Below are 26,571 nucleotides of genomic sequence, written 5' to 3'. Positions count from 1 at the left end.
AGGAACAACATGGCGGAGCTGACGATCTCCTCCGACGAGATCCGTAGCGCGATTGCGAACTACACCTCGAGCTACTCCCCGGAGGCCTCCCGTGAGGAGGTCGGCGTGGTTACGACGGCAGCAGACGGTATCGCCCAGGTGAGCGGAATGCCTTCTGTGATGGCCAACGAGCTGCTCGAGTTCCCAGGCGGCATCATTGGTGTCGCGCAGAACCTCGATACCGACAAGGTCGGCGTCGTGGTCCTGGGTAACTACGAGTCCCTCAAGGAGGGCGACGAGGTCAAGCGGACCGGCGAGGTTCTATCCATTCCGGTTGGGGACAACTTCCTCGGCCGCGTTATCAACCCATTGGGCAAGCCCATCGATGGTCTCGGCGCTATTGAAGCCGATTCCGACCGCGTGCTGGAGCTGCAGGCTCCCTCTGTGCTGCAGCGTCAGCCAGTGGAAGAGCCAATGCAGACCGGCATCAAGGCTATCGATGCAATGACCCCTATCGGCCGTGGTCAGCGCCAGCTGATCATTGGCGACCGTAAGACCGGTAAGACCTCGGTCTGTATCGATACCATTCTGAACCAGCGTGCCAACTGGGAGACTGGTGATCCCACCCAGCAGGTACGTTGTATCTACGTTGCGATTGGTCAGAAGGGCTCGACCATCGCTTCCATCCGCAAGACCCTCGAGGAAAACGGCGCGCTGGAGTACACCACCATCGTGGCTGCGCCAGCATCCGATTCCGCTGGCTTCAAGTGGCTCGCACCCTTCGCAGGTGCAGCACTGGGTCAGCAGTGGATGTACGAGGGCAAGCACGTTCTGGTGATCTACGATGATCTGACCAAGCAGGCTGAGGCCTACCGTGCGATCTCCCTGTTGCTGCGTCGCCCACCGGGCCGCGAAGCATACCCAGGCGATGTGTTCTACCTGCACTCCCGTCTTCTGGAGCGCGCTGCAAAGCTCTCCGATGAGCTCGGTGGCGGTTCTTTGACCGCACTGCCGATCATCGAGACCAAGGCAAACGACGTGTCTGCCTTCATTCCAACCAACGTGATTTCTATTACCGACGGCCAGGTCTTCTTGGAGTCCGACCTGTTCAACCAGGGCGTCCGTCCGGCAATTAACGTCGGTGTGTCCGTGTCTCGCGTGGGTGGTGCTGCACAGACCAAGGGCATGAAGAAGGTCGCAGGTTCCCTGCGTCTGGACTTGGCTGCATACCGTGACCTGGAGGCCTTCGCCGCCTTCGCTTCTGACTTGGACTCCGCTTCCAAGGCTCAGCTGGAGCGCGGTAAGCGCCTGGTGGAGCTGCTGAAGCAGACCGAGACCAAGCCACAGTCCGTCGAGGATCAGATGGTCTCCATCTACTTGGCTGGCGAGGGTGAGTTCGACGACGTTCCAGTTGAGGACGTCCGTCGGTTCGAGGCCGAGCTGTGGGAGGATCTGCATGCCAACCACGCTGGTGTCTACGAGCAGATTGATGGCGGAAAGGCATTCAGCGACGAGTCTAAGTCTGAGCTGAAGAACGCCATTGCTGACTTCAAGCGCTCTTTCCAGACCACCGAGGGCCACACCATCGTCAACGAGCCTGAGGCTGACGCCCTGGGTGAGGACGAGGTCAAGAAGTCCCAGATCACTGTCTCTCGCAAGGTCAAGTAAGCGAAAAGACAGGGATTGTGACCACAATGACCATTAACGGACAAGAAGGGAGGCGATAGCGATGGCTAATCTTCGCGAACTGAGAACACGCATTAAGTCTGTGAACTCAACCAAGAAGATCACCAAGGCCCAAGAGCTGATCGCCACCTCGAGGATCACGAAGGCGCAAGCTCGCGTTGCTGAATCCCAGCCATACGCTGATGAGATCACCCAGGTGATCCAGCGTCTGGCCTCCGTCAGCACCTTGCAGCACAAGATGCTGCAGGAGCAGGAGGACGCACAGCGAGCTGCAATCCTCGTGATTTCGAGTGACCGTGGCATGTGCGGTGGCTACAACAACAACGTGTTCAAGAAGACCGCCGAGCTCCGCAAGTTGCTTGAGGAGCAGGGCAAAGAGGTCGTCTTGTACGTCTCCGGCAGCAAGGGAATTACCTACTACAACTTCCGTGAGGAGCCTCTCGGAGGATCGTGGTCTGGTTATTCTCAGGACCCTGATTACGCTGCCATCTCTGATCTTCGTCATCATCTCATCGAAGGCTTTTTGGCTGGCTCCGAAGGATCCACCGAGTGGCGCGAAGGCGTCGCTGGTTCCGAGGGAGACAGCATCCAGGGCTTCGACGAGGTTCACATGGTGTACACGGAGTTCGAGTCCATGCTGACTCAGAAGGCCCATGCCACCCGCCTGCTGCCAATTGAGACTGTTGTGGAAGAGGAGAAGATCGAATCCGGCGATGACCTGGTCAGCGATAAGGTTGATCACGTTGGAGCTGAATACGATTTCGAGCCAGATCCAGACAAGCTGCTTGAGGCATTGTTGCCGCAGTACGTTTCCCGTGGCATCTTTGCTGCCATGTTGGAAGCTGCAGCTTCCGAGTCTGCTGCTCGACGCACCGCAATGAGCGCCGCAACTGACAACGCGACTGACCTGGTTAAGCAGCTCTCTCGCGTGGCCAACCAGGCTCGTCAGGCACAGATTACCCAGGAAATCACAGAGATCGTCGGTGGTGCTTCGGCACTCGGCGATAGCGGAGAAAGTGACTAATTATGACTACAGCAACTCAGGAGCAGAGCACCGCTGCGCCGACTGCTGCGGGCCGCGTCGTCCGAGTGATCGGCCCGGTTGTCGACGTGGAGTTCCCACGCGGCGAGCAGCCGGCTCTGTTTAACGCCCTGCAGGTCGAGGTAACCCTCGAAGCAGTGGCTAAGACCATCACGCTCGAGGTTGCACAGCACCTTGGTGACAACCTCGTGCGCGCCGTGTCCATGGCTCCTACCGACGGCCTTGTCCGCGGTGCGGAGGTCAAGGACACCGGCAAGCCAATTTCCGTCCCAGTGGGCGATGTCGTGAAGGGCCACGTGTTCAACGCACTGGGCGACTGCATCGACGAGCCAGGCTTGGGCCGCGACGGCGAGCAGTGGAGCATCCACCGCGAGCCGCCAGCCTTCGACCAGCTCGAGGGCAAGACCGAGATTCTGGAAACCGGTATTAAGGTCATCGACCTGCTCACCCCGTACGTGAAGGGCGGCAAGATCGGCCTCTTCGGCGGCGCAGGTGTGGGTAAGACCGTGCTGATCCAGGAAATGATCACCCGTATCGCTCGCGAGTTCTCCGGTACTTCCGTGTTCGCAGGTGTTGGTGAGCGTACCCGTGAGGGCACCGACCTCTTCCTGGAAATGGAAGAGATGGGCGTGCTGCAAGATACCGCCCTCGTGTTCGGCCAGATGGACGAGCCACCAGGGGTTCGTATGCGCGTGGCTCTGTCCGGCCTGACCATGGCGGAATACTTCCGCGATGTGCAGAGCCAGGACGTGCTGCTGTTCATCGACAACATCTTCCGTTTCACCCAGGCTGGCTCTGAGGTTTCCACGCTGCTGGGACGCATGCCGTCCGCAGTGGGTTACCAGCCAACCCTGGCTGACGAGATGGGTGTTCTGCAGGAGCGCATTACCTCTACCAAGGGTAAGTCCATTACGTCTCTGCAGGCCGTTTACGTGCCTGCCGATGACTACACGGACCCTGCTCCGGCAACCACCTTCGCCCACTTGGACGCAACCACCGAGCTCAACCGTGCGATTGCTTCCAAGGGTATTTACCCTGCAGTGGACCCACTGACCTCTACCTCTCGTATCCTCGAGCCAGGTATCGTCGGCGACCGCCACTATGAGATCGCTCAGCGAGTGATCAACATCCTGCAGAAGAACAAGGAACTGCAGGACATCATCGCCATCCTGGGTATGGACGAGCTGTCCGAGGAAGACAAGGTCACCGTGCAGCGTGCACGTCGTATCGAGCGCTTCCTGGGCCAGAACTTCTTCGTCGCAGAGAAGTTCACCGGCATTCCGGGCTCCTACGTCCCACTGAAGGACACCGTTGACGCTTTCGAGCGCATCTGCAACGGCGACTTCGACCACTACCCAGAGCAGGCCTTCAACGGCCTCGGTGGTCTGGATGACGTTGAGGCTGCCTACAAGAAGCTCAACGAAAAGTAAGGGGAGACGCACATGGCTGAGATTGCCGCTCAATTGGTCGCTGTGGAGCGTGCGCTGTGGTCTGGTACCGCAACGTCCGTTACCGCGCAGACGACCGAAGGCGAGATCGGCGTGCTCCCCGGTCACGAGCCTCTGCTCGGCCAGTTGGTCGAGAACGGCGTAGTGGTCATTCGGACCAGCGAGGGTGAGAAGAAGGTGGCGTCGGTAAAGGGAGGTTTCCTTTCCGTCTCGCCGGACAAGATCACCATCTTGGCGGACTCCGCGATTTGGGCCGATGAGGTCGATTCCGCGGACGCTGAGTCTCGTGTACAGAGTGCTGAAAATGAGCACGATAAGGCACAGGCTGAGTCCGAGTTGCGCGCTGTGAAGCGACTTCAGGACTAGTAGCTCGCGCTACTTGACTGGTGGTTAAGCCCGCCGCTGTGATTCCTTGCAAAAGGATGAACGGCGGCGGGCTTTGCTTGTACCCCCTTGCCGTTTGCAATATGCGAGCGGGCGCGTAGATTTACTTTCACTGGATGCTTTTGGGACCCGATGGAGGGAGGCGTACCTGTGGAGATCGTTATGGCGATTCTGACCGTGATGGTTTTGCTTGTCTGCGCCTTGGGTCTGTGGCGATTTTTCACGCTCCGTTCTCAGGGTTACCCCGTGGTGATGCGTCCGGCTGATAGTAAAGATGGCCGGCACTGGCGCCACGGGGTTTTGGTTTATAGTGCCACGTCCGCGAAGTTTTATAAGCTGCGCAGCATTCGTCCGGAGTCGAATGTGACGTTGACTCGTTTGGGTACAGAGATTGTGCAGCGTAGGGAGATCTCTGAGCGCGAGACGCAGTTTCTGGAGCGGTCGATGCACGTGATTCGCGTACGTCATCGGGACCGTGAGTGGGAGCTGGCGCTGGATAGTGCGGGGGATACTGCGCTGGTGGCGTGGTTGGAATCGGGTCCTTCGGCACGCCGCGATAGTCATTCGGCGTACAACCGTCCGCGCCCGATCTAGCGAGCGGTATCCTGAGGTAATGCGTTTAGTAATTGCTCGTTGCAGTGTGGATTACATGGGCCGGTTGGAGGCCCATTTGCCGGAAGCTGACCGTTTGGTCATGGTCAAGGCGGATGGTTCTGTGTCGATTCATGCCGACGACCGTGCGTACAAGCCGTTGAATTGGATGACCTCGCCGTGTTCTTTAACGGAGCTGACGCCTTCGTCGCCCGACGCAAGCACGCATCCCGAGTTCGAGGATGAGCGTGTCGAGCGCTTGTGGATCGTGGAGAACAAAGCTGCGGAGCAGTTGCGCATCCGGCTTTTCGCGGTGCACTCGGACTTCGAGCACGAGCTGGGGGAGGACCCAGGCTTGGTGAAGGACGGTGTGGAGGCGCATCTGCAGGAGCTACTGGCGGAGCAGATTGAGCTGCTGGGAAATGGTTATACCTTGGTCAGTCGCGAGTATCCCACGCCTATTGGCCCTGTTGATCTGCTTTCCCGCGATGCGGATGGCACGACGGTGGCCGTGGAGATCAAGCGTCGCGGTGGCATCGATGGTGTGGAGCAGCTGACCCGCTATGTGGATTTGCTGAACCGTGATGAGTTGCTCAGTCCCGTCACGGGAATTTTTGCCGCCCAGGAGATCAAGCCGCAGGCTCGCACTCTGGCCGAGGATCGCGGAATCCGCTGCGTGACCTTGGATTATGCAGCGATGCGCGGCACGGATGATTCCGAGTTCCGCCTGTTCTAGCCGGCTGGTTAGGATGGGGGCATGACTTCTCCGCAGAATCCTCAGAACTCTGGCCCTAGCTTTGTTGGAGGCGCGATTGACCTCGGCGAGCTGAAGAACCGTCCGCAGCCGAATCAGACCGAGGACAGCGGTGACGTGGCTCGCTTTGCCGAGGTGACGCCGGTGACCTTCGAGCAGGATCTGGTGGTCCGTTCCACTCAGGTGGCCGTGGTCTTGTTGCTGGGTACCGCGCGTTCGGAGTCCAGTGAGCAGCTGAAGTCCACGCTGGGCCGGTTGGCGCAGATGCAGCAGGAGCCGGTGCAGTGGGTGGCGCGCTATGTGGATGTGGACACCAACGGCGAGATTGCCCAAGCGCTTCAGGTCAAGGCCGTGCCGACCGTGGTAGCGTTGGCTGCCGGTCGCCCGTTGGCGCAGTTTGAGGGTGGTCAGCCGGAGGATCAGGTGCAGCAGTGGATCGACGCCGTGCTCGAGGCCACCGAGGGCAAGCTTGCCGGACTGCCGGGCAGCGGCGAAGCTCCTGCGGATCCGCGCATGGTGGAAGAGGAAGCCCACTTGGAGGCTGGCGATCTGGATGCGGCCATCGCGGCGTATGACGAGATTTTGGCGGAGGATCCAAGCCATGCAGAGGCCAAGGCGGCCCGCGCCAACGCGTTACTGTTGCAGCGTGCGCAGGATCCGCAGGCTCACGATGCGGACAAGTTGCTCCTAGAGGGCCGCAACGCGGAAGCGTTTGACCTGTTGATCGAGGAGATCAAGAATTCCACGGGCGACGAACGCGAGGAAGCCAAGAAGCGGCTGTTCGATCTGTTCGCGATGTTCGATGCCGGGGATCCGGACGTGATCGCCGCCCGCACAAAGCTTTCCAGCGCACTGTTCTAGTTGCGGGGCTGCCCGTGGTGTGACAACTTGGGTTTACGAACAAAACCAAACGCTTCGCAGCCTCCGCAGCGCTCGCCACTGTCCTGTGTTCCACTTCTCCCGCCGTTGCCAACGCTGATGCAGTTGACCGTGCGCTCAATGCTCTTCCGGCCGGACAGATCAGCTGCCAGCAAGCCCGCAGCTACTGGACGAATACTGCGGACTATAACAACAAGGTGGCTCAGGCCCGCGCCCTCGCGCTGGTGGATCCTCGTGGTCCGCGCATTTTGGCTGCTCTTGCCCGCATCGATGAGGCCGCTAACCGTTGCGGTCTCAAGGGCGGTGGTGCCCCAGCAACCAATCCAGCATCAGCTCCTCTCGCCGTGCAGGTCATCCCTGGAGCTCCCGTGGCTCAGGTAGTCAACGTTCCTGCCGTGGGAACCGTGGCGGTACCGGATCTATTCAAGATGTTGCAGACCTGGCTGGCAGGCTTCGGTATCCGCATCTAGGCGTCGAAAATAAACAACTGAGCGCTGTGCGCTGGCACGGTGAGCACGGCGGATTGGGCGAACCCATGCGAGCCTTGCGTGGCCGTGATGAGGTTGCACTGAGCGCGGTCGGCGCCTTCGAAGCGGGCGGCGTCTGTGCTTAAGGCTTGCCGCCAGGTGCCGGCTGCCGGTAGGCCGATGCGGTAGTTGTCGATAGTGGAGCCGGAGAAGTTGATCACGCAGGCCATCCATTGGCTGCCGTCGGCGCTGCGGCGGAGGTAGCTCAGCACGTTGTTGGCGGCATCGTCGGCGGCGATCCAGCGGAAGCCGTCGGGGGAGTGGTCGTCGGTGCCCACCGCGGGCTTGTCGGTGTACAGCGCGTTGAGCTCCGCGGTCAGTTGGCTCAAGCCCCGGTGGTATTCGCCTTCCCAGCCGTCCTGATCTGCCCAGTCCACGCCGCGGGATTCGTTCCATTCTTGGATCTGGCCAAATTCTTGGCCTTGGAACAGGAGCTTCTTGCCGGGGTGGGTCCACATGTATGCCAGCAGGGTGCGCAGCATCGCGGCTTTGTCCCATGAAGAGTCCGCGGGCATGCGCTGCCAGAGCGAGCCCTTGCCGTGCACCACTTCATCGTGGCTGATGGGTAGCACGTAGTTCTCGGAGTAGGCGTAGACCATGGAGAAGGTGATCTCGCCGTGGTGGTGGCTGCGGTGAGCGGGGTCGCGCTGGATGTACTCGAGGGTGTCGTGCATCCATCCCATGTTCCACTTCAGGGAAAAGCCCAGGCCATCCTCGCTGGTGGGCTTGGTCACGCCCGGCCAGGAGGTGGATTCTTCGGCGATGGTCAGCACGCCCGGCACATCGCGCTGCACGGTGGCGTTCATCTCCTGCAGGAATGCCACTGCGTCCAGGTTTTCGCGGCCTCCGTAGATGTTCGGCAGCCATTCGCCCTCGTTGCGGGAGTAATCCAGATAGAGCATAGAGGCTACTGCGTCCACGCGCAGGCCATCGATGTGGAACTCGCGGCACCAATACAGCGCGTTGGCCACCAGGAAATTACGCACTTCGTTGCGTCCAAAGTTGAACACGTGCGTGCCCCAGTCCGGCTGATCTCCGCGGCGGGGATCCGGGTGCTCGTAGCAGGCCTGTCCATCGAAGCGGGCCAGTGCCCACGCATCGCGGGGGAAGTGACCGGGCACCCAGTCCATGATCACGCCGATGTTCGCGGCGTGGAGGGCGTCGATAAAGGCACGGAAATGATCCGGGGAGCCGTAGCGATTGTTCGGCGCGTAATACGAGGTGACCTGATATCCCCAGGAGGGCTCGTAGGGGTGCTCGGAGACTCCCATGAGCTCCACATGGGTAAAGCCTTTCTCCGTAACGTATTCCACCAGTTCAGTGGCCAATTCTTGGTAGGTCAGACCCTTGCGCCAGCTGCCCAGGTGCACTTCGTAGACGCTCATGGGCTGGTGCAGGATGTCCTGGGATTCGCGGTGTGCGATCCACGCGGAGTCTTGCCACGCGTAGGAATCTCGTTCCACCACGATCGAGGCGGTCGCAGGTGCCGGTTCTGCGAAACGCGCCATGGGATCGGCCTTGTCTAACTGCACGCCGTCGCCGGTGGTGATTGCGAACTTATAGTGCGCGCCTGCCCGTTGCCCAGGGATGAACAGCTCCCAAATCCCCGTGGATCCCAGGGAGCGCATGGGGTGCTGGCGGGGGTTCCACCCGTTGAAGTCCGCAATCACGGACACGCCCGCAGCGTTGGGTGCCCACACGGAAAATGCGATGCCGCCGTCCATGACGCGCGCGCCGAGTGCTTCCCACAGACGCTCGTGGCGACCTTCGCCAATCAGGTGCAGATCCAACTCGCCTACGGTGGGCCAGTGGCTATATGGATCCTGCACCTCGGCGGAGTGCTGTCCCCACGTCACGCGGAAGGAGTATTTGCCCTCGGAGGCGGGCGTGACCAGCTCAAAGATGTCATCCCCGATGTTGTGCATGAGGATGGATTGTCCACCAGTGACAACCTCTACCGAGTCTGCTCCGCACTGCACCGTGCGGAAAACGGAGTGCCCATCAGCAGAGTGCCTGCCCAAGACATCGTGCGGCGCATAGTGCCTGCGCTGCACCAGGCGAGCGCGGTCGAAGACATCCAGCAGGGGTTGGTGGGTTTCGATCATGCCCACCAGCCTAGTCCGGAATGTTTAGCCTCGCGGGTCGTAGTCTTCGTCGCGGAAGGCCAGGGCAGCGCGGCGGGATTCGTGTACATCCGGCAGGCGCAGGATGTGTGCCACCTGGAAGTCCGGATCCAGGCGCACGTAGTTTTCCTCGCTCCACTGGAAGATCTGGTTGGTGGGCAGATCCAGCACCTCGTAGTTCGCGCCTTGATCCAATCCCACGACCTCCAGATCCACCGTGATCGTGCCTTCCTGGACGTTATGCGGATCTAGGTTGACCACTACCAGCACGGCGTTGCCGCTGACGGCATCGATGCGGGAATAGGCCAGCACGTTCTCGTTGGTGGTCTCGTGCAGGTGCAGATTTCGCTGCTGTTGCAGAGCCGGGTTGGTCTTGCGCCAGTTGTTCAGCGACGTGATCCACGGCTCTAGGGAATCGCCATCGGCCGCGGCCTGCGCAAAATTGCGCGGGCGGAGCTGGTACTTCTCTGAATCAATGTACTCCTCCGAGCCCTCGTGCACGGGGACGTGCTCGAACAGCTCGTAGCCGGAGTACACGCCCCACAGCGGAGACATGGTGGCCGCCAGCGCAGCGCGAATAGCGAACACCGCGCGCCCGCCCGTCTGCAAGGATTCGTGCAGGATGTCCGGAGTATTGACGAACAAGTTGGGGCGGAACACGTCCGCGCCCTCGGCCACGTCCGTGGCGAACTCCTCCAGCTCTTCCTTGCTGGTCTTCCACGTGAAGTAGCTGTAGGACTGCGTGAATCCGGCCTTCGCCAAGCCGTACAAGCGTGGCGGCCGGGTGAATGCCTCGGCGAGGAACACCACGTCTGGGTCCGTGCGGTGGATGTCGTTGATCAGCCAGTGCCAGAACTCCGTGGGTTTAGTGTGAGGGTTGTCCACGCGGAACACGCGCACGCCCCGCTGGATCCACAGACGCACCACGTCGCGCACTGCCAGGTACAGGCCGTCTGGGTCGTTATCGAAGTTCAGCGGGTAGATGTCCTGGTACTTCTTCGGCGGGTTCTCCGCGTAGGCGATGCTGCCGTCAGGCAGAACCGTGAACCACTCCGGGTGCTCCTTGGCCCACGGGTGATCCGGCGCGCACTGCAGCGCCAAGTCCAGCGCCACCTTCAGGCCCAGCTCTTCGGCGGTTTTCACGAAGTGCGCGAAGTCCTCCACGGTTCCCAGCTCCGTGTGGATCGCCTCGTGACCACCTTCGTCCGAGCCAATGGCCCACGGCGAGCCCACATCTTCCTTGGTGGGCGTGAGGGTGTTGTTCTTACCCTTGCGGTTGATCTTGCCGATCGGGTGGATGGGAGGAAGGTAGATGGTATCGAACCCCATCGCCGCGATGCGTGGGAGGTCTTTTTCCGACGTCAGGAACGTGCCGTGAAGGGGATTCCCCGCGTGATCAGTTCCGCCTGTCGAGCGCGGAAAGAATTCATACCAGGAGCCGAATGCCGATTCCAGCGGTTCCACCAGCACCTGGAATTCCTGACCGCGGGTGAGCATATCGCGCACTGGGCGGCGCTCCAGCGCCGCGCGAACCTGCGGGGACAAAGCTTGCTCGATGCGGCTTTCCAGGGGGAGGGACTCGTCTCGCAGCGCGGCGATGACACTGTCGATGGTGGCGACGTGCCCACGGGAGACCTTCTCCTTGGCCCGCTCAAACAGACGGGCGCCGGTCTCTAGATCGTTGGCCAACAAGGCAGCGTCCTGCCCCGCGTCGACCTTCTTAGTGATGGCATTGAACCAGGTGGCGAAAGGATCGGACCAGGCGTCGACACGAAAGGTCCACAACCCCGGCACATCAGGAACGAACAGCGCGTGCCGCACGTCCACGTTGTCGCCTTCCTCGGCGGTCATCGTGATCTTGGCGCGCCCGCCCTCGCTGCCAGCGGGGCGGCGGACGACGAGGGTGGCGGAGATGGCGTCATGGCCTTCTCGCCAGACCTGCGCGGAGACGGGGAAGACCTGCCCCACGGTTGCTTTGGCGGGAACCTGGCCGAGGGAAATAACGGGGGAGACGTTGTCAACGCCAAGACGTCCGAGCATGGAAGGGTGGCTCCTCAAACAAGAAATGGATGGACAGCTACCCCCAAGATTAAAGGCGTGGCGTGTTTTCTGCAGGTGGTGCAACATGGAGTGCGTGACGCATCCCAACAACCCTCTGATTTCTGCACCCGCAACCGCGCCCGCCGTGGCCGAAGATCTCATCATCGACATGGCCGGGGTCTCCGTAGTGCGCGAAGGACGGACCATCCTCGGGCCGGTGGATTGGCAGGTTGAGCTGGACGAACGATGGATCATCATCGGCCCGAATGGGGCCGGCAAGACCACGCTGATGAGGCTGGCCGCCGCGCAAATGTTCCCCACCACCGGCACCGTAACGCTGATCGGCGAGCAGATGGGGCGCGTGGATCTGCGCGAGATTAGGACGTCGATCGGCATGTCCTCCTCCGCGCTGGCGCAGCGCATTCCGAACGACGAGATGGTTTCGGACATCGTGATCTCTGCTGGCTACGACGTGCTGGGGCGCTGGCGCGAGGAATACGCGGACATGGACCGCGAGCGCGTCATTGAGATCCTGGAGCAGGTGGGTGCCTACCACCTGGCTGATCAGAAGTGGGGCACCTTGAGTGAGGGCGAGCGCAAGCGCACCCTCATTGCCCGCGCGCTGATGACGGATCCAGAGCTGTTGCTGCTGGACGAGCCCGGCGCTGGCTTGGACTTGGGTGGGCGCGAGGACTTGATCCACCTGCTGAGCCAGCTGGCCGAGGATCCGGATTCGCCCGCCATCGTGATGATTACGCACCACGTGGAGGAGATCCCGCCCGGCTTTACGCACGGCATGCTGCTGGATGAAGGCGGAGTAGTGGCGCAGGGGGTGCTGGAGGACGTGATGACCTCCGAGCACCTAACCAAGGCCTTCCACCAGCCAATTAGCGTAACCCAGGACGACGGACGGTGGTTCGCCCGCCGCACCCGACGAGGCGGATCCCACCGCAGCAGGAGGAGCGCCCGATGAACATGCTTGGCCCCGTGGAGCCCCGCCATGCCTCCACCGTGATCCTGCTGCGCGATACGCTCTCCGGCCCGGAGGTCTACGTGCAAGAGCGTGCGTCCACCATGTCCTTTTGCGCGGAGATGACCGTGTTTCCCGGCGGCGGAGTGGATGCCCGCGATATGCCCGGCGACGTGGATCAGGACGGACACAATTCCCCCGGCCTGCAGTGGCAAGGCCCTAACCTGCAGTGGTGGAGCCAGCGCCTGCTAAAGGATCCCGCGATGGCACGCGCGTTGGTGTGTGCTGCGGTGCGGGAGACGTTCGAGGAGTCCGGAACGTTGCTGGCCGGCACACCCGACGGCAAGGTCGTGGCGGATACCGCTGTGTTCCAGCAGGAGCGCAAGCAGCTGGAGAACCACCAGCTGTCCTTCTCTGACTTCATGGATGCCAATGATCTGGTGCTGCGCGCGGACCTGCTGCGCCCCTGGGCCAACTGGGTGACCCCCAAGGAGCAGCCTATCCGCTACGACACGGCATTCTTTGTGGCCCAGCTGCCCCAGGGACAGATCACCACCGGAGACACCCGCGAGGCCACCTCCACCGGATGGTTCCGCCCCGCCACGCTGCTGGACGGATGGCGCAGCCGGAAGATCAACCTCATGCCACCCACCTGGGCGCAGCTCAAGCTGCTGGATACCTTCCGCACGGTGGAGGAGATCATGGAGTTCAGCGCGAACCTCTCCGTTGACCCCGTGTTGGAGGAACCCGTGGACGAGCCCTACATGGCCGAGTACTACCTCATGGAAACCAAGATGTTCGGAACCCCGCGCAGGCACTTCGCGCCGGGCATGAAATTCGCGGTGGACCCAGCGGATCTGCCGGAGCATCCCTTCAAGAGCCTTCCTGGCTCCTACCTGCAGTAGGCCATGCCGTATTCCTTAGGCGAGCTGGACTTTCTGCGCAGTCACCCCGAGGCAGTGGCGGACGCGGAACAGTTGGAGCTGAGCAAGAAGACCGAGCTGGCGAACGTGACCAGCCTGCGCAACCAGTACGGAGAGAACGCCCGGGGGTTGGTGGAACTGGTGAAGGCGAGGCGTTTGGCGTCGAAAAAGATCGACGGGGGAGCAGAGTGGCTGCTCGATGGCCCCAGCGCGCAGCAAGCCACGCCCAGCGCGGTGGCTCAGGTGCGCGTGAAGCACCTGCAGCAGATGGGCGCGCGCCGGGTGGCGGACGTGACGTGTTCCGTGGGCACCGAGCTGGCGCATCTACAGCGCGCCGGGATCGATGCCGTGGGCGCGGACCTGGACATGGTGCGGCTGCGGATGGCACGGGCCAACGTGCCGGGTGTGCCGGTGGTGTGCGCGGATGCTTTGCGTCCGGTGATCGATGCGGACGTTGTGGTGGCGGATCCGGCGCGTCGAGGCAGTTCGGGGCGGATTCACAACATCAATCAGCTGATGCCGCCGCTGCCCGAGCTGGTTCAAGCGCATCGCGGGCGAGAGCTGGCGGTCAAGTGCGCGCCGGGCATCGACTTCGCGGACGTGGCGGACTGGGCCGGGCAGATCGACGTGGTCAGCGTGGACGGCGACGTCAAAGAATCCTGCGTGTATACCCCGGGGCTGTCGGTGGGGAACGTGCGCCGAGCGGTGGTGCTTCGTGGCGCGGAGGAGCTGACGTTGACCTCCGCGATGCCCGATGACGTGGGTGATGGGCCCGCTGGTTCCTTTATTTTCGACGCCGACGGTGCGATAGTCCGCGCGGGACTTGTTCGGCACGTGGCCTACAAGCACGGCCTGTGGCAGCTGGATCCGCGGATCGCCTACCTGACGGGTGATGCCGTGCCCGCGGGGCTGACGGGGCTACGTGCGTTCGAGGTGGTAGAGCAGGCGCAGCTGAAAAAGTTGAAGGCTGCTCTGCACGGGTTGGGGGCCACCAGCGTGGAGATTTTGGTGCGCGGTGTGGACGTGGATCCGGACCAGTTGCGCAAGAAACTCAAGCTCAAAAGTGGGGCAGGACCGAAGCAAGCGTGGTCCGTGGTGATCACCCGGGTGGGATCTAACGCCATGGCCTATGTGTGCCGACCTGTGAATTAGCTGGCGATTATAAAAATATTGCTACTATTGTGGTGGCGGTTACTTAAACATCTATATAGTGGATTGGGAAAAGTAAACCCAAGCAGGAAAGGCCAACGAATGTCGAACATCGTTGTTCTCGTCAAGCAGGTGCCGGACACTTACTCCGAGCGCAAGCTCACCGACGATGACTTCACCCTGGATCGTGACAATGCAGATGCGGTTCTGGATGAAATCAATGAAAACGCCGTGGAAGCAGCCCTCCAGCTGAAGGAAGCAGATAGCTCCCGCAACGTTATCGTTTTGTCCGTCGGCCCATCTCGCGCCACCGAGGCCGTGCGCAAGGCACTGTCTCTCGGCGCTGATGAAGGCATCCTCGTCACCGACGATGCTCTCGCAGGCTCCGACGTTCTGGGCACCGCATGGACCCTGTCCAACGCCCTGAACCAGATCGATGACATCGAGCTCATCATCGCCGGTAATGCATCCACCGATGGTGGCGCCGGTTCCATCCCTGGCCTGCTCTCCGAGTACCGCCAGATCCCTGCCCTGACCCACATGCAGACCCTCAACGTTGAGGGTGGCAAGGTCACCGGCGAGCGCGTTACCGACGAAGGCAAGTTCGGACTGGAAGCTCCACTGCCAGCCATCGTCTCCGTGACGGAGAAGGCCAACACCCCTCGCTTCGCAGCGTTCAAGGGCATCATGGCTGCAAAGAAGAAGAAGATCCAGGAGCTGTCCCTCGCCGACATCGGCGTGGACGCTGCAAACGTGGGCTTGGCAAACGCGGCAACCTCCGTGTCCGCCAACAACCCGAAGCCACCAAAGTCCGCCGGTGAGATCATCACCGACGAAGGCGATGGCGGCAAGAAGCTCGTCGAGTTCCTGGTCAAGGAAAAGCTGGTCTAGGCCAGTTCACCCCCAAGTACACATTCGAAATAGGAGAGGTAAACCTCATGACCAACGTTTTGGTTCTGGTAGACCATGTCGAGGGTGAGCTGAAGAACACCACCCTCGAGCTGATCACCGCAGCTCGTGCTTTCGGCACCGTCGGTGCTGTTGTAGTGGGCAACCCTGGTACCACCGAGAAGCTGCAGTCCGCTCTGGCTGAGGCTGGGGCTGAGACCATCTACGCAGCTGAGTCCGACAATGCAGATTCCCTGCTGGTCACCCCATCCGTGGACGCACTGTCCGCCTTGGCTGCTCACCTGCAGGTTCCTGCACTGGTGTCCGCCACCGCCACCGGCAACGAGATCGCTGGTCGTACCGGCGCTCGCGTTGCTTCCGGTGTGATCTACGATGCTTCCTCCGTGGACGCAGACCGCAACGCGCAGGTCAGCATCTTCGGTGGTTCCTACACTGTGACCACCTCCGCTGGTGGCGCATCCCCAATCTTCACCCTGCGCCCAGGCGCTGTGGACCCAGAGCCACAAGCTGCTGCAGGAACCGTGCAGGCTGTGGAGCTGCCAGGTGCAGGCCCAACCGCCGTCACCATCACCTCCTTCTCCCCAGCTGAGGGTGGCGACCGCCCAGAGCTGACCGAGGCGAAGATCGTGGTTTCCGGTGGCCGTGGTGTTGCAGGTGCCGAAGGCTTCGAGACCACCGTCGAGCCTCTGGCCGACGTACTCGGTGCTGCAGTTGGCGCTTCCCGTGCCGCTGTGGATGCCGACTACTACCCAGGCAAGTTCCAGGTTGGACAGACCGGTTCCACCGTGTCTCCAAACCTGTACATCGCACTGGGCATCTCCGGTGCTATCCAGCACAAGGCTGGTATGCAGACCTCGAAGACCATCGTCGCTGTGAACAAGGACGAAGAGGCTTCCATCTTCGAGATCGCCGACTTCGGTGTGGTTGGCGACCTGTTCAAGGTTGCCCCACAGGCTACCGAGGAGCTCAAGGGCCGTAAGTAAGCCCTAGCCTTCTTAAAATTGGAAACCCGCCCTTTGGGGCGGGTTTTTTCGTACTCTTAGTAGGTACGAATTTCAGATTGAGCGAGGTAAAGATGACTACGGACACCGAGAAGCTGCTGCAAAGCCTGGAGCTAGTTCCCAAAGACAACTTCACGAAGTATGGAGGCGGTTGGGAAGGTCGCATTTCTGTTGCGTTGATTGATGCTGTTTTCAGCATGGGCGCGCGTTATGAGACCGCTAATGGCAAGGGCGTTGGTCCACGAGTCGTTGCACTTAGCAACGGGTGGATGGACAACGAAACTGATCCTTCAAACAATCTCGTACGTCTGTTGGAATTGGGAGAAGAGCCTATCCGAGCAGTGATGGGTGAAGGCAAAGTTGTGCCGGGGCATAATGACGAGCGCTTTAAATCCATAGCTGTTTTGGAAGCTGCGCAGAACTTTGTCGATCTAGGAATCGTTAGTGCTGAAGACCTTGAGGCATTTCGTACTAGTAGCGAGGACAACGGCAACAAGTTGATGTCTGCCTATACCGGACCTGTGGGCCTGGGCAAAGTGACTTTCGAATATTTCCTGATGTTGCTGGGAGTCCCCGGGGTCAAGGCGGATCGCATGATCAACCGCTTCGTGGAGCGTTCACTTGGAACCGATAAGGGGGCCCGTGAGCAGATCATTGCCGCTCACGAAGAATGGCTCAAGCAGGACGGCAATACCGCCTCGCTGATCGAGTTCGAGCATGCTATTTGGCGCTATGAGAGCGAACGTATTCATCCAAATACGGAAGAGTAAACCGAACCGCGCCAAAGCCGGCGCTTTCGATCAAGTCCCGATTGATTAGGCGTTGTCGTCGGGCTGAAATACCGTTCGGCGAAGTGCCTAGCGCACGGGCGATCTCCGCGGTTGGCACGTCATCCTCACCGTAATTGGCCATGGCCTGCAGGAACGCGATCTCCCCGTCGGGCACCTGGGTGAGGGCGGGGCGGTGAACTTGGCTCATCATGCGCTTGATGGCGTCCGCCTCGATGGTCTGAACATGATGGTCGGTGATGGTGTCCGCTTCGTCCAACGATGCCTGCGCCCACGCCAGCGACCCAACCACCTGGATCAAGTATGGGTAGCCCTTGCACAGCGCCGTCGCGCGTGCGAGACCTGCAGGTTCGATGGTCTTGCCGCCGTCGGTGATGGTGGTGTGCAGCGTCTCAGAAACGTCGTCATCGGCCACCGCGTGCAGGTCAATGCGCGTTGCTCGGCGCATGAAGGTGGTGCCTTCGTGTTGCAGTAATTGTTCGACGCCATGTGGCAGACCAGCGCACGCAATAGCTATCTCGTACTCGTCTCGGATCAGGTCCTGCACCGCGGTGGCTAGTTCATGCAGAGGCTCTGGTTGGGCGGCTTGGAGCTCGTCCAAGGTGATGAGTATTCCGGTGCTGTGTTCCGCGAGTTCGCGAAGTCTGGTGATCAGAGTGGGCGCGGACTCCAAGAACTTGGGATTGTCTGACGTGCGAATACCGCCAACGCCCGCGATGCTGCCGCCGGATACCGTCCGCTCCTTTTGTGGATCCAGGGTGGAGATGGTCTGGGGGATGGTGGTGTTGACTAGTTCTTCGATCATGTTGGAGCGCGGGTAGCTGCGCAGCGTGATCCATCCCTGTGCAGCTGCGGTATCTTCGAGCTCATTGAGCAGCACCGTTTTGCCCACGCCACGAACGCCGCTGAGCAGAAGTGCGCGGTTGGGGGAGCCGGGGCCTTCCATGAGGCTCAGCTGGAAGTCTCGCAAAAGTTCTCCGCGACCTGCGAGGAAGTAGGGTGAGGCGCCGAAGCTGGGGCGGAAGGGGTTACGCATGCCCCTCACTCTAGTAGAGATTTGATAGATCTTCGTGGGCGGAGTAGATCTGATAGATCTTCGAGCGGTTGAGCGATTCTGTAGATCCCCCGACTAAGGTGGCAACCGTGAACCGTCTGTACGTAGATAATGCCGCATCCCAGCCACTGCGCCCCGAGGCTCTGGAGGCCATGAACGCCATGGCTGCCCAAGGCAATCCCGCAGGCCAATACGCAACGGGACGTGCCGCGCGCAGCCACCTCGAAGATGCTCGCGAGCAGATCGCCGAGCTGCTCGGCGCCGATGCCGCGGAGGTTATCTTCACTGGATCCGGCACGGAGGCCAACAACATTGCCGTGCAGGGCCTAGCGTTTGGATCCAAGGCGCAACGCGGTGCGTCGGTGATTGCAAGCGCAAATATTGAACATCCCGCGGTCATGGAATCCGTCTCTTGGATATGCGACGGGCCCATCGATTTCGGATTCACACAGCAGCGATTGCCGGTGGATGCCGACGGCCGCGTCCAGCTTCCGAGTGAGCTGGATCCGCAAGAGATTGCCTTGCTGACGTGCATGTGGGCCAATAATGAGACCGGAAATATCCAACCCGTTCAGCAGTTCGCAGACCACGGTATCCTTTTTCACACGGATGCCGTGCAGGCTGTCGGCCACCTGCCCATCGATTTCCACGAGCTCGGCGCGGCAACGCTCGCCGCTAGCGCGCACAAGTTCGGAGGGCCGAAGTCCCTCGGTATTCTGCTGGCCCGCCGCGACGCCACGATTCTCAGTCCAGTCCGCGGAGGTGGGCAAGAGCGCAAGCTACGTTCGGGCACGGTCAACGTGCAGGGAGCGGTGGGAGCTGCGGCAGCCTTGGCGTCGGCATTTAAGAACATGGAGGAAGAAAACAAGAAGATGGCCGCAGCACGCGACCTCGTGCGCACCGCGGCTGAAAACATCCCCGACGTACGGATCTGGACCAACGAGCCCGCCCTGCCTGGCCACCTGCATATGAGCTTCCCCGGCGCGGAGGGCGATAGCCTGATCATGCTTCTGGACGCGGCTGGCGTGGATGCGTCCACCGGGTCGGCGTGCAGCGCGGGGGTGAATCGGGCGTCGCATGTGCTCACAGCAATGGGCGTTGACGTGGATGTGGCGCGCGGGGCGCTGCGCCTGACTTTCGGTCCACACGTGACCCAACAAGAGGCTGCTGAGCTGGCGGAAAAGCTGCCGCGCATCGTGGAGCAAGCCAGGTTGGCCGGTATGGCATCGGGGGCGTAGGGTGCCTCGTATGCGAGTTGTAGCAGCGATGAGTGGCGGGGTTGATTCCGCCGTAGCAGCGGCCCGAGCCTTGGAAGAGGGCCACGAGGTGATCGGCGTGCACTTGGCGCTGTCCCAAAGCCCTGAGGCGGTGCGTGCCGGTTCCCGCGGTTGCTGCAGCCTCGAAGATTCTGCAGATGCCCGCCGCGTGGCCGATAAGCTGGGCATTCCCTTCTACGTGTGGGACTTCTCCGACCGTTTCAAGGCCGACGTGATCGATAATTTCGTGGATTCCTACGCCATCGGCGAGACCCCGAATCCTTGCCTGCGCTGCAACGAGAAGATCAAGTTTGAAGCGTTGCTGGATCGCTCCATCGCGCTGGGTTTCGATGCGGTGGTCACCGGGCATTATGCGCGTCTGGATGGCGGGGTGATGCGTCGTGGGATCGACGCCAACAAGGATCAGTCCTACGTTCTCGGCGTGCTCACTGACGAGCAGCTGGAGCACTGCATGTTCCCCGTGGGCGACACGATCAAGCCAGAGATTCGCGAAGAGGCCAAGGACGCTGGGTTCGGGGTGGCCTCCAAGCCGGATTCTCACGACATCTGCTTCATTCCGGACGGACGCACGCAAGCGTTCCTCGGTAACAAGATCGGCCTGCGACCAGGGCTTATGAAGGACGCATCCGGGGAAACCGTGGCGGAGCACGAGGGCGTGTACGGATTCACCATCGGGCAGCGCAAGGGCTTGGGCCTGCCGCGCGAAGAGCTGGATGGGCAGCCGCGCTTCGTTACGGACATTAACGCGGCCACCGGCACGGTGACGGTTGGACGGCGCGAAGACCTGCAGGTCCGTGAGATTGTGGCGGATCGCCTCAAGCGTCTGGACCCGGCCAAGCACGGCCGCGAGTTCGAGTGTGACGTGCAGGTGCGCGCCCACGGTGGTGTGGTGCCCGCGATAGCTCGGCTGGTGGATGACCCGGAACCAGTCACGGCAGCCGGCCGCGAGAAGAGCGAAGACGAAGCCCCATGGCGCATGGAGCTGGAGCTGCTGGAGCCGTTGGAGGGCGTGGCCCGCGGACAGGCAGCTGTGGTTTACCAACGCGATCCCGAGGGAGACATCCTGCTGGGCTCCGGAACCATCCGCGCCACGGCATGATCCGCTACGGCTGGTGGGAGGATACCGTCACCACCCACACTGACCTGCGGGCTGCCTATGCCAGCGCGCTGACACGCACAGTGGACGTGGATGAAGACATCGGTGTGGCTCCGGCTCTATCGTTGCCGCGGGTCAGTGGTGGCGTCGGAAAACAATTGGCCGCAACCACCGCAGCGATGGCGCAGATTCCGCTGCACACCACCCCGCGTGGGTGGGAGTTATCTGCGCACCCGAGCTTGGAATCGCGGCGGACGGCCGGGTACCTGCGGGAGCAGTGGGACCTGGCGGAGGAAATCCTGCCCGGGCGCGTGGAGCGCGTGCTGGTGCACGTGTTGGGGCCGTGGAGTTTGGGCGCGCAGGTGGAGTACCGCGGGCATTCCGTGATTGCGGACCGGCCGGCGTTTAAGGACATGGCGCTGACTTTGGGCGACGCTGTGCACGAGTACTGCGAGCGCCTGAGCAGGGCCGTTAGCGCGGAAGTGGCGGTTCGGGTTCACGAGCCGGAGGTCAACAATGTGCTGGAGGGCCTGCCAGGGGCTACGCAGTTTCACCAGCTGGATCCGGTGGATCGGGAAATTGTGGAGGCGGTGTGGCGTCGGTTCGATGAGCAGGTTGAGGTGGACGTGTTGCTTTCTCATTCCGACGTCAGCCTCCATTCCTTGCAGGACAGTGCCATCAAGGATGCCGTGGGCGCTCGGCTGGGGGAGGGCAAGCGGCTCGGCGTGAGGGTGCCATCCGGGATGAGCTCTGACGAGCTGGCGAAGTCCATGATGAGCTTGTGGAAGCAGTGGACTTTGCCCGCCGAGCAGCTGCCGGAGCTGGTGAACTTCGTGGTTCCGGAGGCTGTCCGCACGCCTGCAGAAGCGAGTACCTTGGCTGCTATAGCACGACATGCAGCGGCGAAGCTCTGGAGGAACTGATGGCTTTCTACTATGACGGTGATTGCGGATTCTGTCAGTGGTCCGCGCGCAAGCTCACTGGCTTAGCCGATGTGGAGGTCAAACCTGCGCGCCTCGATGACTTTGCTGTCTACGAGAACGGGGATTCCAAGGAGCTTGGCCACAAGGCCATTGGTGCTGTGCTCAAGCAGCACGGGCGGGCTAGATGGTCTCGTGCGGCCGGTACCGTGTTGCTGTTCCGCCCGCTATCCCCGCTGTTCGCCGGTGCGTACCGATTGGTGGCCATCAACCGACACAAGCTGGGGCCTCTGGTGGGCGAGGAATCCTGCGCCATTCGCTAGGCTGGTGCCAATGAACCCCTTGGCTTCATTCATCGACAAGTTTCAGACCGGCCCCATCAAGCAGCGTCGACGTCACCGCACCTTGACCGCGACCGCCTTGGCCATCGCCGCAAACGCGGGCATCGGGATCGTCGCCACCGATCCGAATTCTACGTGGTACCGGAGCCTAATAAAGCCGGCCATCCAGCCGCCGAATTGGGTGTTTCCGCTGGTATGGAACCCCATTTTCCTGGCCACCGGGCATGTTGTGGGGCATAGCCTCGCTGACCTTGAGGAGCGCGAAGGCAAGGCACAGCACTTCACCGAGCTCAAGGAATCTTTCGGCGCGAACATTGCACTGAACGCGGGGTGGAGCTTGCTCTTCTTCCGCGGCCATGCACCGTTTTTGTCCACCATCGAGTCCGCATTGCTCTTCGGCTCGACCGTGGACCTGATGCTGCGCAGCCGCCAGGTGGAGCCCACCCGCGCCTTGGCGCTGGGACCCTATGTGGCGTGGACGGGCTTCGCGACCGTCCTCACTGGGTCCATCTGGTGGCTTAATCGGCCGGAATTCCTTCGGCGAGCAGCTTCTTAAAGCCCTCCTCATCTAGCACCGTCACGCCGAGATCGCGGGCCTTGGTGAGTTTTGAGCCAGCCTTTTCGCCCGCCACTAGGTAGTCCGTGTTCTTCGAAACACTTCCCGATGCCTTTCCGCCCCGCTCCTCAATCGCCTCCTTGGCTTGAGTGCGGTCGAACTCCTCAAGTGAGCCCGTCACCACGATGGTCAAACCTTCTAGGGAGGGGAGATCAGCGGAAGAGTCGGCGTCGGGAACAAACATCTGAACCCCAGCCTCCTCCCATCGATCAACGATCTCCTGGTGCCAATCGACGGTGAACCAATCTGCCACGGATTGGGCGATGATCGGGCCCACGCCCTCGATGCCGGACATGTCCTCAGCGGAGGCGTTGCGGATAGCCTCGATGGAACCGAAGTGCCTGGCCAGGGCTTTTGCTGCGGTGGGACCTGCGTGGCGTATGGATAGTGCTACGATGATGCGCCACAGGTCGACGGTCTTGGCAGCCTCGAGCTTCTCCAGCAGCGTCTCGCCGGACTTGTTGAGGTTGCCAGCCTTGGTGGAGTACGCGGAGGTGCGCTCGAGGTCTTCGCGGGTGAGGCTGAACAGGCGTGATTCGTCGGTGAGCACCCCTGAGTGGATGAGGTCGTACGCGGCCTTTTCTCCCAGCGCATCAATATCGAAAGCGCCACGTCCGGCGAGGTAAGTCAGGCGAGTGTGTAGCTGACCAGGGCAGAAGCGGGTGTTGGGGCAGCGCCAGTCTGCGTCGTCCTCTTTGGTGGGGGCCAGCGAGGTGCCGCATTCTGGGCAGATGCTGGAGAAGACGAACTCCAGTTCGGAGCCGTCGCGGGCATCCTCCACGGGGCCCAGGACCTCCGGGATGACCTCACCAGCTTTGCGGATCATGATGGTATCGCCCAAGCGGATTCCCTTGCGGTGGGCCTCCGTGGGGTTGTGCAGCGTGGCCATGGACACCGTGGAGCCAGCGACGTACTTGGGCTCCATCACGGCATAAGGCGTGGCGCGACCGGTGCGGCCGATGCCGATGCGGATATTGCGCAGGGTGGTCATCGCCTCTTCGGGCGGGTACTTGTAGGCAATCGCCCAGCGTGGAGCGCGGCTAGTGGTACCGAGTTCGAGCTGCTCGTCCAGCGAGTCCACCTTGATGACGAGCCCGTCCATCTCATGGGCGGCGTCGTGGCGGTGCTCGCCCCAGTACGTGACCTGGTCAACGACTTCCTTCGCCGTGTGAACTTGCTTGGTATACGGGCTGACAGGCAGACCCCAGGACTCGATGGCTTTGTACGCCTCGTGCTGGCTGGAGACGTTGAAACCTTCGCGCGCGCCGATGCCATGGCAGATCAATCGCAGTGGGCGCTTGGCAGTATCTTCGGGATTCTTCTGGCGCATCGCACCCGCCGCAGCGTTGCGGGGGTTGGCGAACATCTTGAGGCCCTCGGCCTGGCGCTGGGCGTTCATCGTGGCAAAATCCTCGACCGTGATGAATACCTCGCCACGGATTTCCACGAGTTCGGGGAAGTCGCCACTGAGCTGGTCGGGGATGTCTTTGAGGGTGCGGGCGTTGTGGGTGATGTCTTCGCCGGTGGTGCCATCGCCGCGGGTCAGTGCGAGTTCGAGCGTCCCGTTGACGTAGAGCAGGTTGATGGAGGCGCCGTCGATCTTTAGCTCGGTGAGATACGTTTTCGCCGGGGTTCGCTCAAGCCAACCCTGCAGCGACTCCTTGTCGAAGACGTTGTCCAGGCTGAGCATGCGCTCGCGGTGGTGAACGTTGCGGAACGGGCTGGATTCCGGCGGGGCAGGGGCAACCTCCTCGGTGGGGCTGGTGCCCGTGATAGCTTCGGGGTGCTCTTCCTCTAGCTGCTTGAGCTGGCGCAACAGAGCGTCGAAGTCCTCATCGGTGATCGTGGGGTCACCGTAGTAGTAGCGGTCGCGGTGCGTGCGCACTTCGTCCGCCAACTGCTGCCACTGTTCTGCGTAGTTAGTCACCTTTCTGAGTCTATCCGCAGCTGAATACTCGCTGGAGCTTGGAGGGGAGTGGGCCGTATTTGTCTTCGTACGCGGCGGCGAGAGCATCGATGACCTGGGAAGGCGATGTCTCGTCTGCCTTTGCATCCAACTTTGCCGCCATCCGGGCAGCACACGCCGCCCGAGAATTCCACTCCTCATTGATGACCCGCTGTTGGTTGTAATCCGCGAGTACCTTGGTGCGGCGAACCGCTCGGTGTTCAAAGGTTTCGCGTTGCAGCACGCCACCTGGCTCGGTAATGACTGTGTGTCCATCGCCGTGCGACGTCCATTCTTCCGTACCGTCCCGGCGGAGCGTGACATCCCATTGACCAGCCGTTTTAAGCCGGTGGTGGGTGCGACAAAGGCAGTGAAGATTGTCGGTTGAGGTAACGGACTCCCAGCGCTGCACGTGGTCGAGGTCGCAGCGCTCCGCGGGGACGTCACAGCCGGGGAAGCGGCAGTGTCCGTCGCGTCCCATGACCGACGCCCGGATGCCCGGCGTGGGTTGGTAACCCTCGCATCGTGCCCAGCCAGGTGCGAAAACGTGGGTGACCCGACGCATCCAGTCTTGGGAGATAAGCGGGTGCAGCCAGTGCCCAGCGATTTGAATCTGTCCGTCTTCGCTGTCTGCGGAGCGGTAGATGTTGAGCGTGATCTCCGGGCGGGACTCTCCGCGTAGCAAGCGCATGAAGGCTTCGCCGCGGTCGCAAAACTGCTCGCGGCAGACGTAGTCCAGCATGAGGGTGACCTCGTGCGCCTCGGCTTTGTTGAGACGAAGGATGAAATCCGTGACCGTGTCCTTGCGGGCATCGACGTGCAGAAGCGGATCTCGCTCATCCGGAGGTGGAGGTGGCGAATCCTTCTCCTCCTTGGGGCGCGCAGGTGGGCAACGTTTGTCCATGATCCGCTGGCAAATTGCACGCAAGCGGCGGCCGGTGGGGACGGACTGCTGAGGTTTCTTCGGCGCGATTTCCTTGAGTAGGTCCTCTTCAACCGTAGAAATGAGCTCGTCAGGCACGGCTTCGAGATACTCGGCTAGCCGCCGCACGGAGTCAAAGCACATGTGCCCATCAGACAGATGCTGGGCGAGGAGGGGAAAGCGGGTGAGCATGAGGCTGGCGTCGACAAAATACATGGCGACTGTTTCCGTCAGACCCATGCGGACGGCGAGACGGGAGCGCACGTCATCGACACATTCTTCCCAATCGGGAAGGCAGCTTGAGGCGATGGCGAGGTCGAGTATGTTGCGTTGGACGGTGGCGAGGCTGAGTGGATCGGTGGCATCGCAGACGCGCCACGACGGTTGTTCTGTGTTCACGAGTCCCCCGAGGACGTGATGTGGTGGTGAATGAAGTGTTGAAAAACAGAGTATTTGGGAGCGAGACAAGTTCTGAAAATCCCCCGCTAGATTAGATCATATGTTCGATTATAGTACATGGGGAGGGGCTGTCAAGAGGAACGTCAAAACTGGAAAATTCTAGCGAGATAACCATGAAAACAGGAGTTCACCAGCGGTTAAATGTGTGCGCTGCGCCACAATAGGGGGAGTGGGTGATTCGGAAAAATATAACAACTGGGGTGTCGATGATCTGGCGTGAGCTGCAAAAATGGTACTCTACTGATGAAATTACATGGGGGTCCAGGGTCGACGTGCGCCGTCAGTTGGTTTTAGCGTGAAAACCGTCCAACTGACACCAACCCAAACAAGGAGCACCACAATGTTTCTCTTCCCAGACACCTCCGCAAACAACTACCTCTTCGGCGACGACGAAGCACTGTTCATCGAAGCGGACAACACTGATCGTATTGCCGACGACATGCTTGTCTAAGCCCCATATAGAGTGGGGGACATGAACGGGCATTTTGATCCAAGCCACATGCTGAGCTTCGACCTCGAAACCACGGGAGTCGATCCACAAACGGCAAAAATCGTCACCAGTGCCCTGGTGAGTATTCGCGGTAAAGAGCGCGATGACCTGGAAATGCTCGCAGATCCCGGGATCGAAATCCCGAAACAAGCCTCCGCCGTGCATGGCATCACCACGGAATACGCCAGAGAGCATGGCAAGCCGCACGATGAAGTGCTCGCCGAAACCATCCGCCGCATCCGCCAAGGGTGGGAGGGC

At 61.2% G+C, this 26,571-nt stretch carries 25 protein-coding genes; 20 read left to right on the top strand and 5 right to left on the bottom strand.

The window, feature by feature from the left end:
- The first annotated feature begins 9 nt into the window (after positions 1–9).
- The 8 genes from atpA to IM764_RS02185 all read left to right on the top strand — a co-directional run bounded on the left by atpA (position 10) and on the right by IM764_RS02185 (position 7,233).
- On the top strand, positions 10–1,647 hold the full coding sequence (atpA, locus tag IM764_RS02220; RefSeq protein ID WP_099297597.1) for a F0F1 ATP synthase subunit alpha: 1,638 nt from the start codon (positions 10–12) through the stop codon (positions 1,645–1,647).
- 61 nt (positions 1,648–1,708) lie between these two features.
- A complete protein-coding gene (locus tag IM764_RS02215) occupies positions 1,709–2,689 on the top strand; it encodes a F0F1 ATP synthase subunit gamma (protein ID WP_099297283.1) in 981 nt (326 codons plus the stop codon).
- A gap of 2 nt (positions 2,690–2,691) precedes the next feature.
- Positions 2,692–4,137: a F0F1 ATP synthase subunit beta gene (gene atpD / locus IM764_RS02210; RefSeq protein WP_099297282.1), complete on the top strand. Its 1,446-nt coding sequence runs from the start codon at positions 2,692–2,694 to the stop codon at positions 4,135–4,137.
- A 12-nt stretch (positions 4,138–4,149) separates the two neighbouring features.
- Positions 4,150–4,521: a F0F1 ATP synthase subunit epsilon gene (locus tag IM764_RS02205; protein WP_099297280.1), complete on the top strand. Its 372-nt coding sequence runs from the start codon at positions 4,150–4,152 to the stop codon at positions 4,519–4,521.
- A gap of 168 nt (positions 4,522–4,689) precedes the next feature.
- Positions 4,690–5,133, top strand: a complete 444-nt coding sequence (locus tag IM764_RS02200) for a DUF2550 domain-containing protein (protein ID WP_370551514.1) — start codon at positions 4,690–4,692, stop codon at positions 5,131–5,133.
- Positions 5,134–5,152: 19 nt separating this feature from the next.
- A complete protein-coding gene (gene nucS, locus IM764_RS02195) occupies positions 5,153–5,866 on the top strand; it encodes an endonuclease NucS (RefSeq protein WP_194186748.1) in 714 nt (237 codons plus the stop codon).
- A 21-nt stretch (positions 5,867–5,887) separates the two neighbouring features.
- Entirely contained in the window at positions 5,888–6,745 is an 858-nt protein-coding gene (locus IM764_RS02190) for a tetratricopeptide repeat protein (protein ID WP_194186747.1), read from the top strand.
- Positions 6,746–6,960: 215 nt separating this feature from the next.
- Positions 6,961–7,233, top strand: a complete 273-nt coding sequence (locus IM764_RS02185) for a hypothetical protein (RefSeq protein WP_370551513.1) — start codon at positions 6,961–6,963, stop codon at positions 7,231–7,233.
- Here the strand turns inward: IM764_RS02185 and glgB are convergent.
- Positions 7,230–9,395: a 1,4-alpha-glucan branching protein GlgB gene (glgB, locus tag IM764_RS02180; RefSeq protein ID WP_194186746.1), complete on the bottom strand. Its 2,166-nt coding sequence runs from the start codon at positions 9,393–9,395 to the stop codon at positions 7,230–7,232. The two genes, IM764_RS02185 and glgB, sit on opposite strands and share 4 nt — an antisense overlap.
- 24 nt (positions 9,396–9,419) lie before the next feature.
- Positions 9,420–11,453 (bottom strand): alpha-1,4-glucan--maltose-1-phosphate maltosyltransferase, encoded by a 2,034-nt coding sequence (locus tag IM764_RS02175; protein ID WP_194186745.1) that lies wholly within the window; start codon positions 11,451–11,453, stop codon positions 9,420–9,422.
- A 169-nt stretch (positions 11,454–11,622) separates the two neighbouring features.
- On the opposite strand from IM764_RS02175, the gene IM764_RS02170 reads away from it, so the two are divergent.
- The 6 genes from IM764_RS02170 to IM764_RS02145 all read left to right on the top strand — a co-directional run bounded on the left by IM764_RS02170 (position 11,623) and on the right by IM764_RS02145 (position 17,175).
- Positions 11,623–12,426 carry an ABC transporter ATP-binding protein gene (locus tag IM764_RS02170; RefSeq protein ID WP_228073287.1) on the top strand — a complete coding sequence of 268 codons (804 nt, stop codon included), beginning with the start codon at positions 11,623–11,625 and terminating at the stop codon, positions 12,424–12,426.
- Complete coding sequence (locus IM764_RS02165) at positions 12,423–13,328, top strand: NUDIX hydrolase (protein WP_099297265.1); 906 nt, start codon at positions 12,423–12,425, stop codon at positions 13,326–13,328. The genes IM764_RS02170 and IM764_RS02165 overlap by 4 nt, the downstream gene beginning before the upstream one ends.
- A gap of 3 nt (positions 13,329–13,331) precedes the next feature.
- Positions 13,332–14,498, top strand: coding sequence for an SAM-dependent methyltransferase (locus IM764_RS02160; RefSeq protein ID WP_194186744.1), 1,167 nt, complete (start codon positions 13,332–13,334; stop codon positions 14,496–14,498).
- 99 nt (positions 14,499–14,597) lie between these two features.
- A complete protein-coding gene (locus tag IM764_RS02155; protein ID WP_194186743.1) occupies positions 14,598–15,386 on the top strand; it encodes an electron transfer flavoprotein subunit beta/FixA family protein in 789 nt (262 codons plus the stop codon).
- A 47-nt stretch (positions 15,387–15,433) separates the two neighbouring features.
- Positions 15,434–16,387, top strand: coding sequence for an electron transfer flavoprotein subunit alpha/FixB family protein (locus IM764_RS02150; RefSeq protein ID WP_194186742.1), 954 nt, complete (start codon positions 15,434–15,436; stop codon positions 16,385–16,387).
- A gap of 92 nt (positions 16,388–16,479) precedes the next feature.
- Positions 16,480–17,175, top strand: a complete 696-nt coding sequence (locus IM764_RS02145) for a hypothetical protein (RefSeq protein WP_194186741.1) — start codon at positions 16,480–16,482, stop codon at positions 17,173–17,175.
- Here IM764_RS02145 and IM764_RS02140 read toward each other — a convergent pair.
- The gene (locus IM764_RS02140; RefSeq protein ID WP_194186740.1) at positions 17,126–18,229 is read right to left on the bottom strand and encodes an ATP-binding protein; all 1,104 of its coding nucleotides are present in this window, start codon (positions 18,227–18,229) and stop codon (positions 17,126–17,128) included. The two genes, IM764_RS02145 and IM764_RS02140, sit on opposite strands and share 50 nt — an antisense overlap.
- A gap of 98 nt (positions 18,230–18,327) precedes the next feature.
- Between IM764_RS02140 and IM764_RS02135 the strand changes: the two genes are divergently transcribed.
- Genes IM764_RS02135 through IM764_RS02115 form a run of 5 tightly spaced genes read left to right on the top strand, consistent with a single transcriptional unit; the run spans position 18,328 to position 22,437 of the window.
- The gene (locus IM764_RS02135) at positions 18,328–19,485 is read left to right on the top strand and encodes a cysteine desulfurase family protein (protein ID WP_370551535.1); all 1,158 of its coding nucleotides are present in this window, start codon (positions 18,328–18,330) and stop codon (positions 19,483–19,485) included.
- Between the two features lie 10 nt (positions 19,486–19,495).
- Positions 19,496–20,623 (top strand): tRNA 2-thiouridine(34) synthase MnmA, encoded by a 1,128-nt coding sequence (gene mnmA, locus IM764_RS02130; protein ID WP_194186738.1) that lies wholly within the window; start codon positions 19,496–19,498, stop codon positions 20,621–20,623.
- The gene (locus tag IM764_RS02125) at positions 20,620–21,543 is read left to right on the top strand and encodes a hypothetical protein (RefSeq protein ID WP_099297254.1); all 924 of its coding nucleotides are present in this window, start codon (positions 20,620–20,622) and stop codon (positions 21,541–21,543) included. The genes mnmA and IM764_RS02125 overlap by 4 nt, the downstream gene beginning before the upstream one ends.
- A complete protein-coding gene (locus IM764_RS02120) occupies positions 21,543–21,863 on the top strand; it encodes a hypothetical protein (protein ID WP_159460935.1) in 321 nt (106 codons plus the stop codon). The genes IM764_RS02125 and IM764_RS02120 overlap by 1 nt, the downstream gene beginning before the upstream one ends.
- A gap of 10 nt (positions 21,864–21,873) precedes the next feature.
- Entirely contained in the window at positions 21,874–22,437 is a 564-nt protein-coding gene (locus IM764_RS02115; RefSeq protein ID WP_194186737.1) for a TspO/MBR family protein, read from the top strand.
- Here IM764_RS02115 and ligA read toward each other — a convergent pair.
- Both ligA and IM764_RS02105 read right to left on the bottom strand, forming a co-directional pair.
- Complete coding sequence (ligA, locus tag IM764_RS02110) at positions 22,400–24,511, bottom strand: NAD-dependent DNA ligase LigA (RefSeq protein ID WP_194186736.1); 2,112 nt, start codon at positions 24,509–24,511, stop codon at positions 22,400–22,402. The two genes, IM764_RS02115 and ligA, sit on opposite strands and share 38 nt — an antisense overlap.
- Positions 24,435–25,763: an HNH endonuclease signature motif containing protein gene (locus IM764_RS02105; protein ID WP_194186735.1), complete on the bottom strand. Its 1,329-nt coding sequence runs from the start codon at positions 25,761–25,763 to the stop codon at positions 24,435–24,437. Before IM764_RS02105 ends, ligA begins: the two co-directional genes overlap by 77 nt.
- A gap of 532 nt (positions 25,764–26,295) precedes the next feature.
- Between IM764_RS02105 and IM764_RS02100 the strand changes: the two genes are divergently transcribed.
- Positions 26,296–26,571 (top strand): exonuclease domain-containing protein (locus IM764_RS02100; RefSeq protein ID WP_255510430.1); only part of this gene is annotated, 276 nt, incomplete at its 3' end.

Origin of the sequence: Corynebacterium sp. ED61 (genome assembly GCF_015233855.1) — a bacterium.
GTDB classification, from domain to species: Bacteria; Actinomycetota; Actinomycetes; order Mycobacteriales; family Mycobacteriaceae; genus Corynebacterium; species Corynebacterium dentalis.
This window is presented reverse-complemented; position numbering and strand designations above follow the sequence as displayed.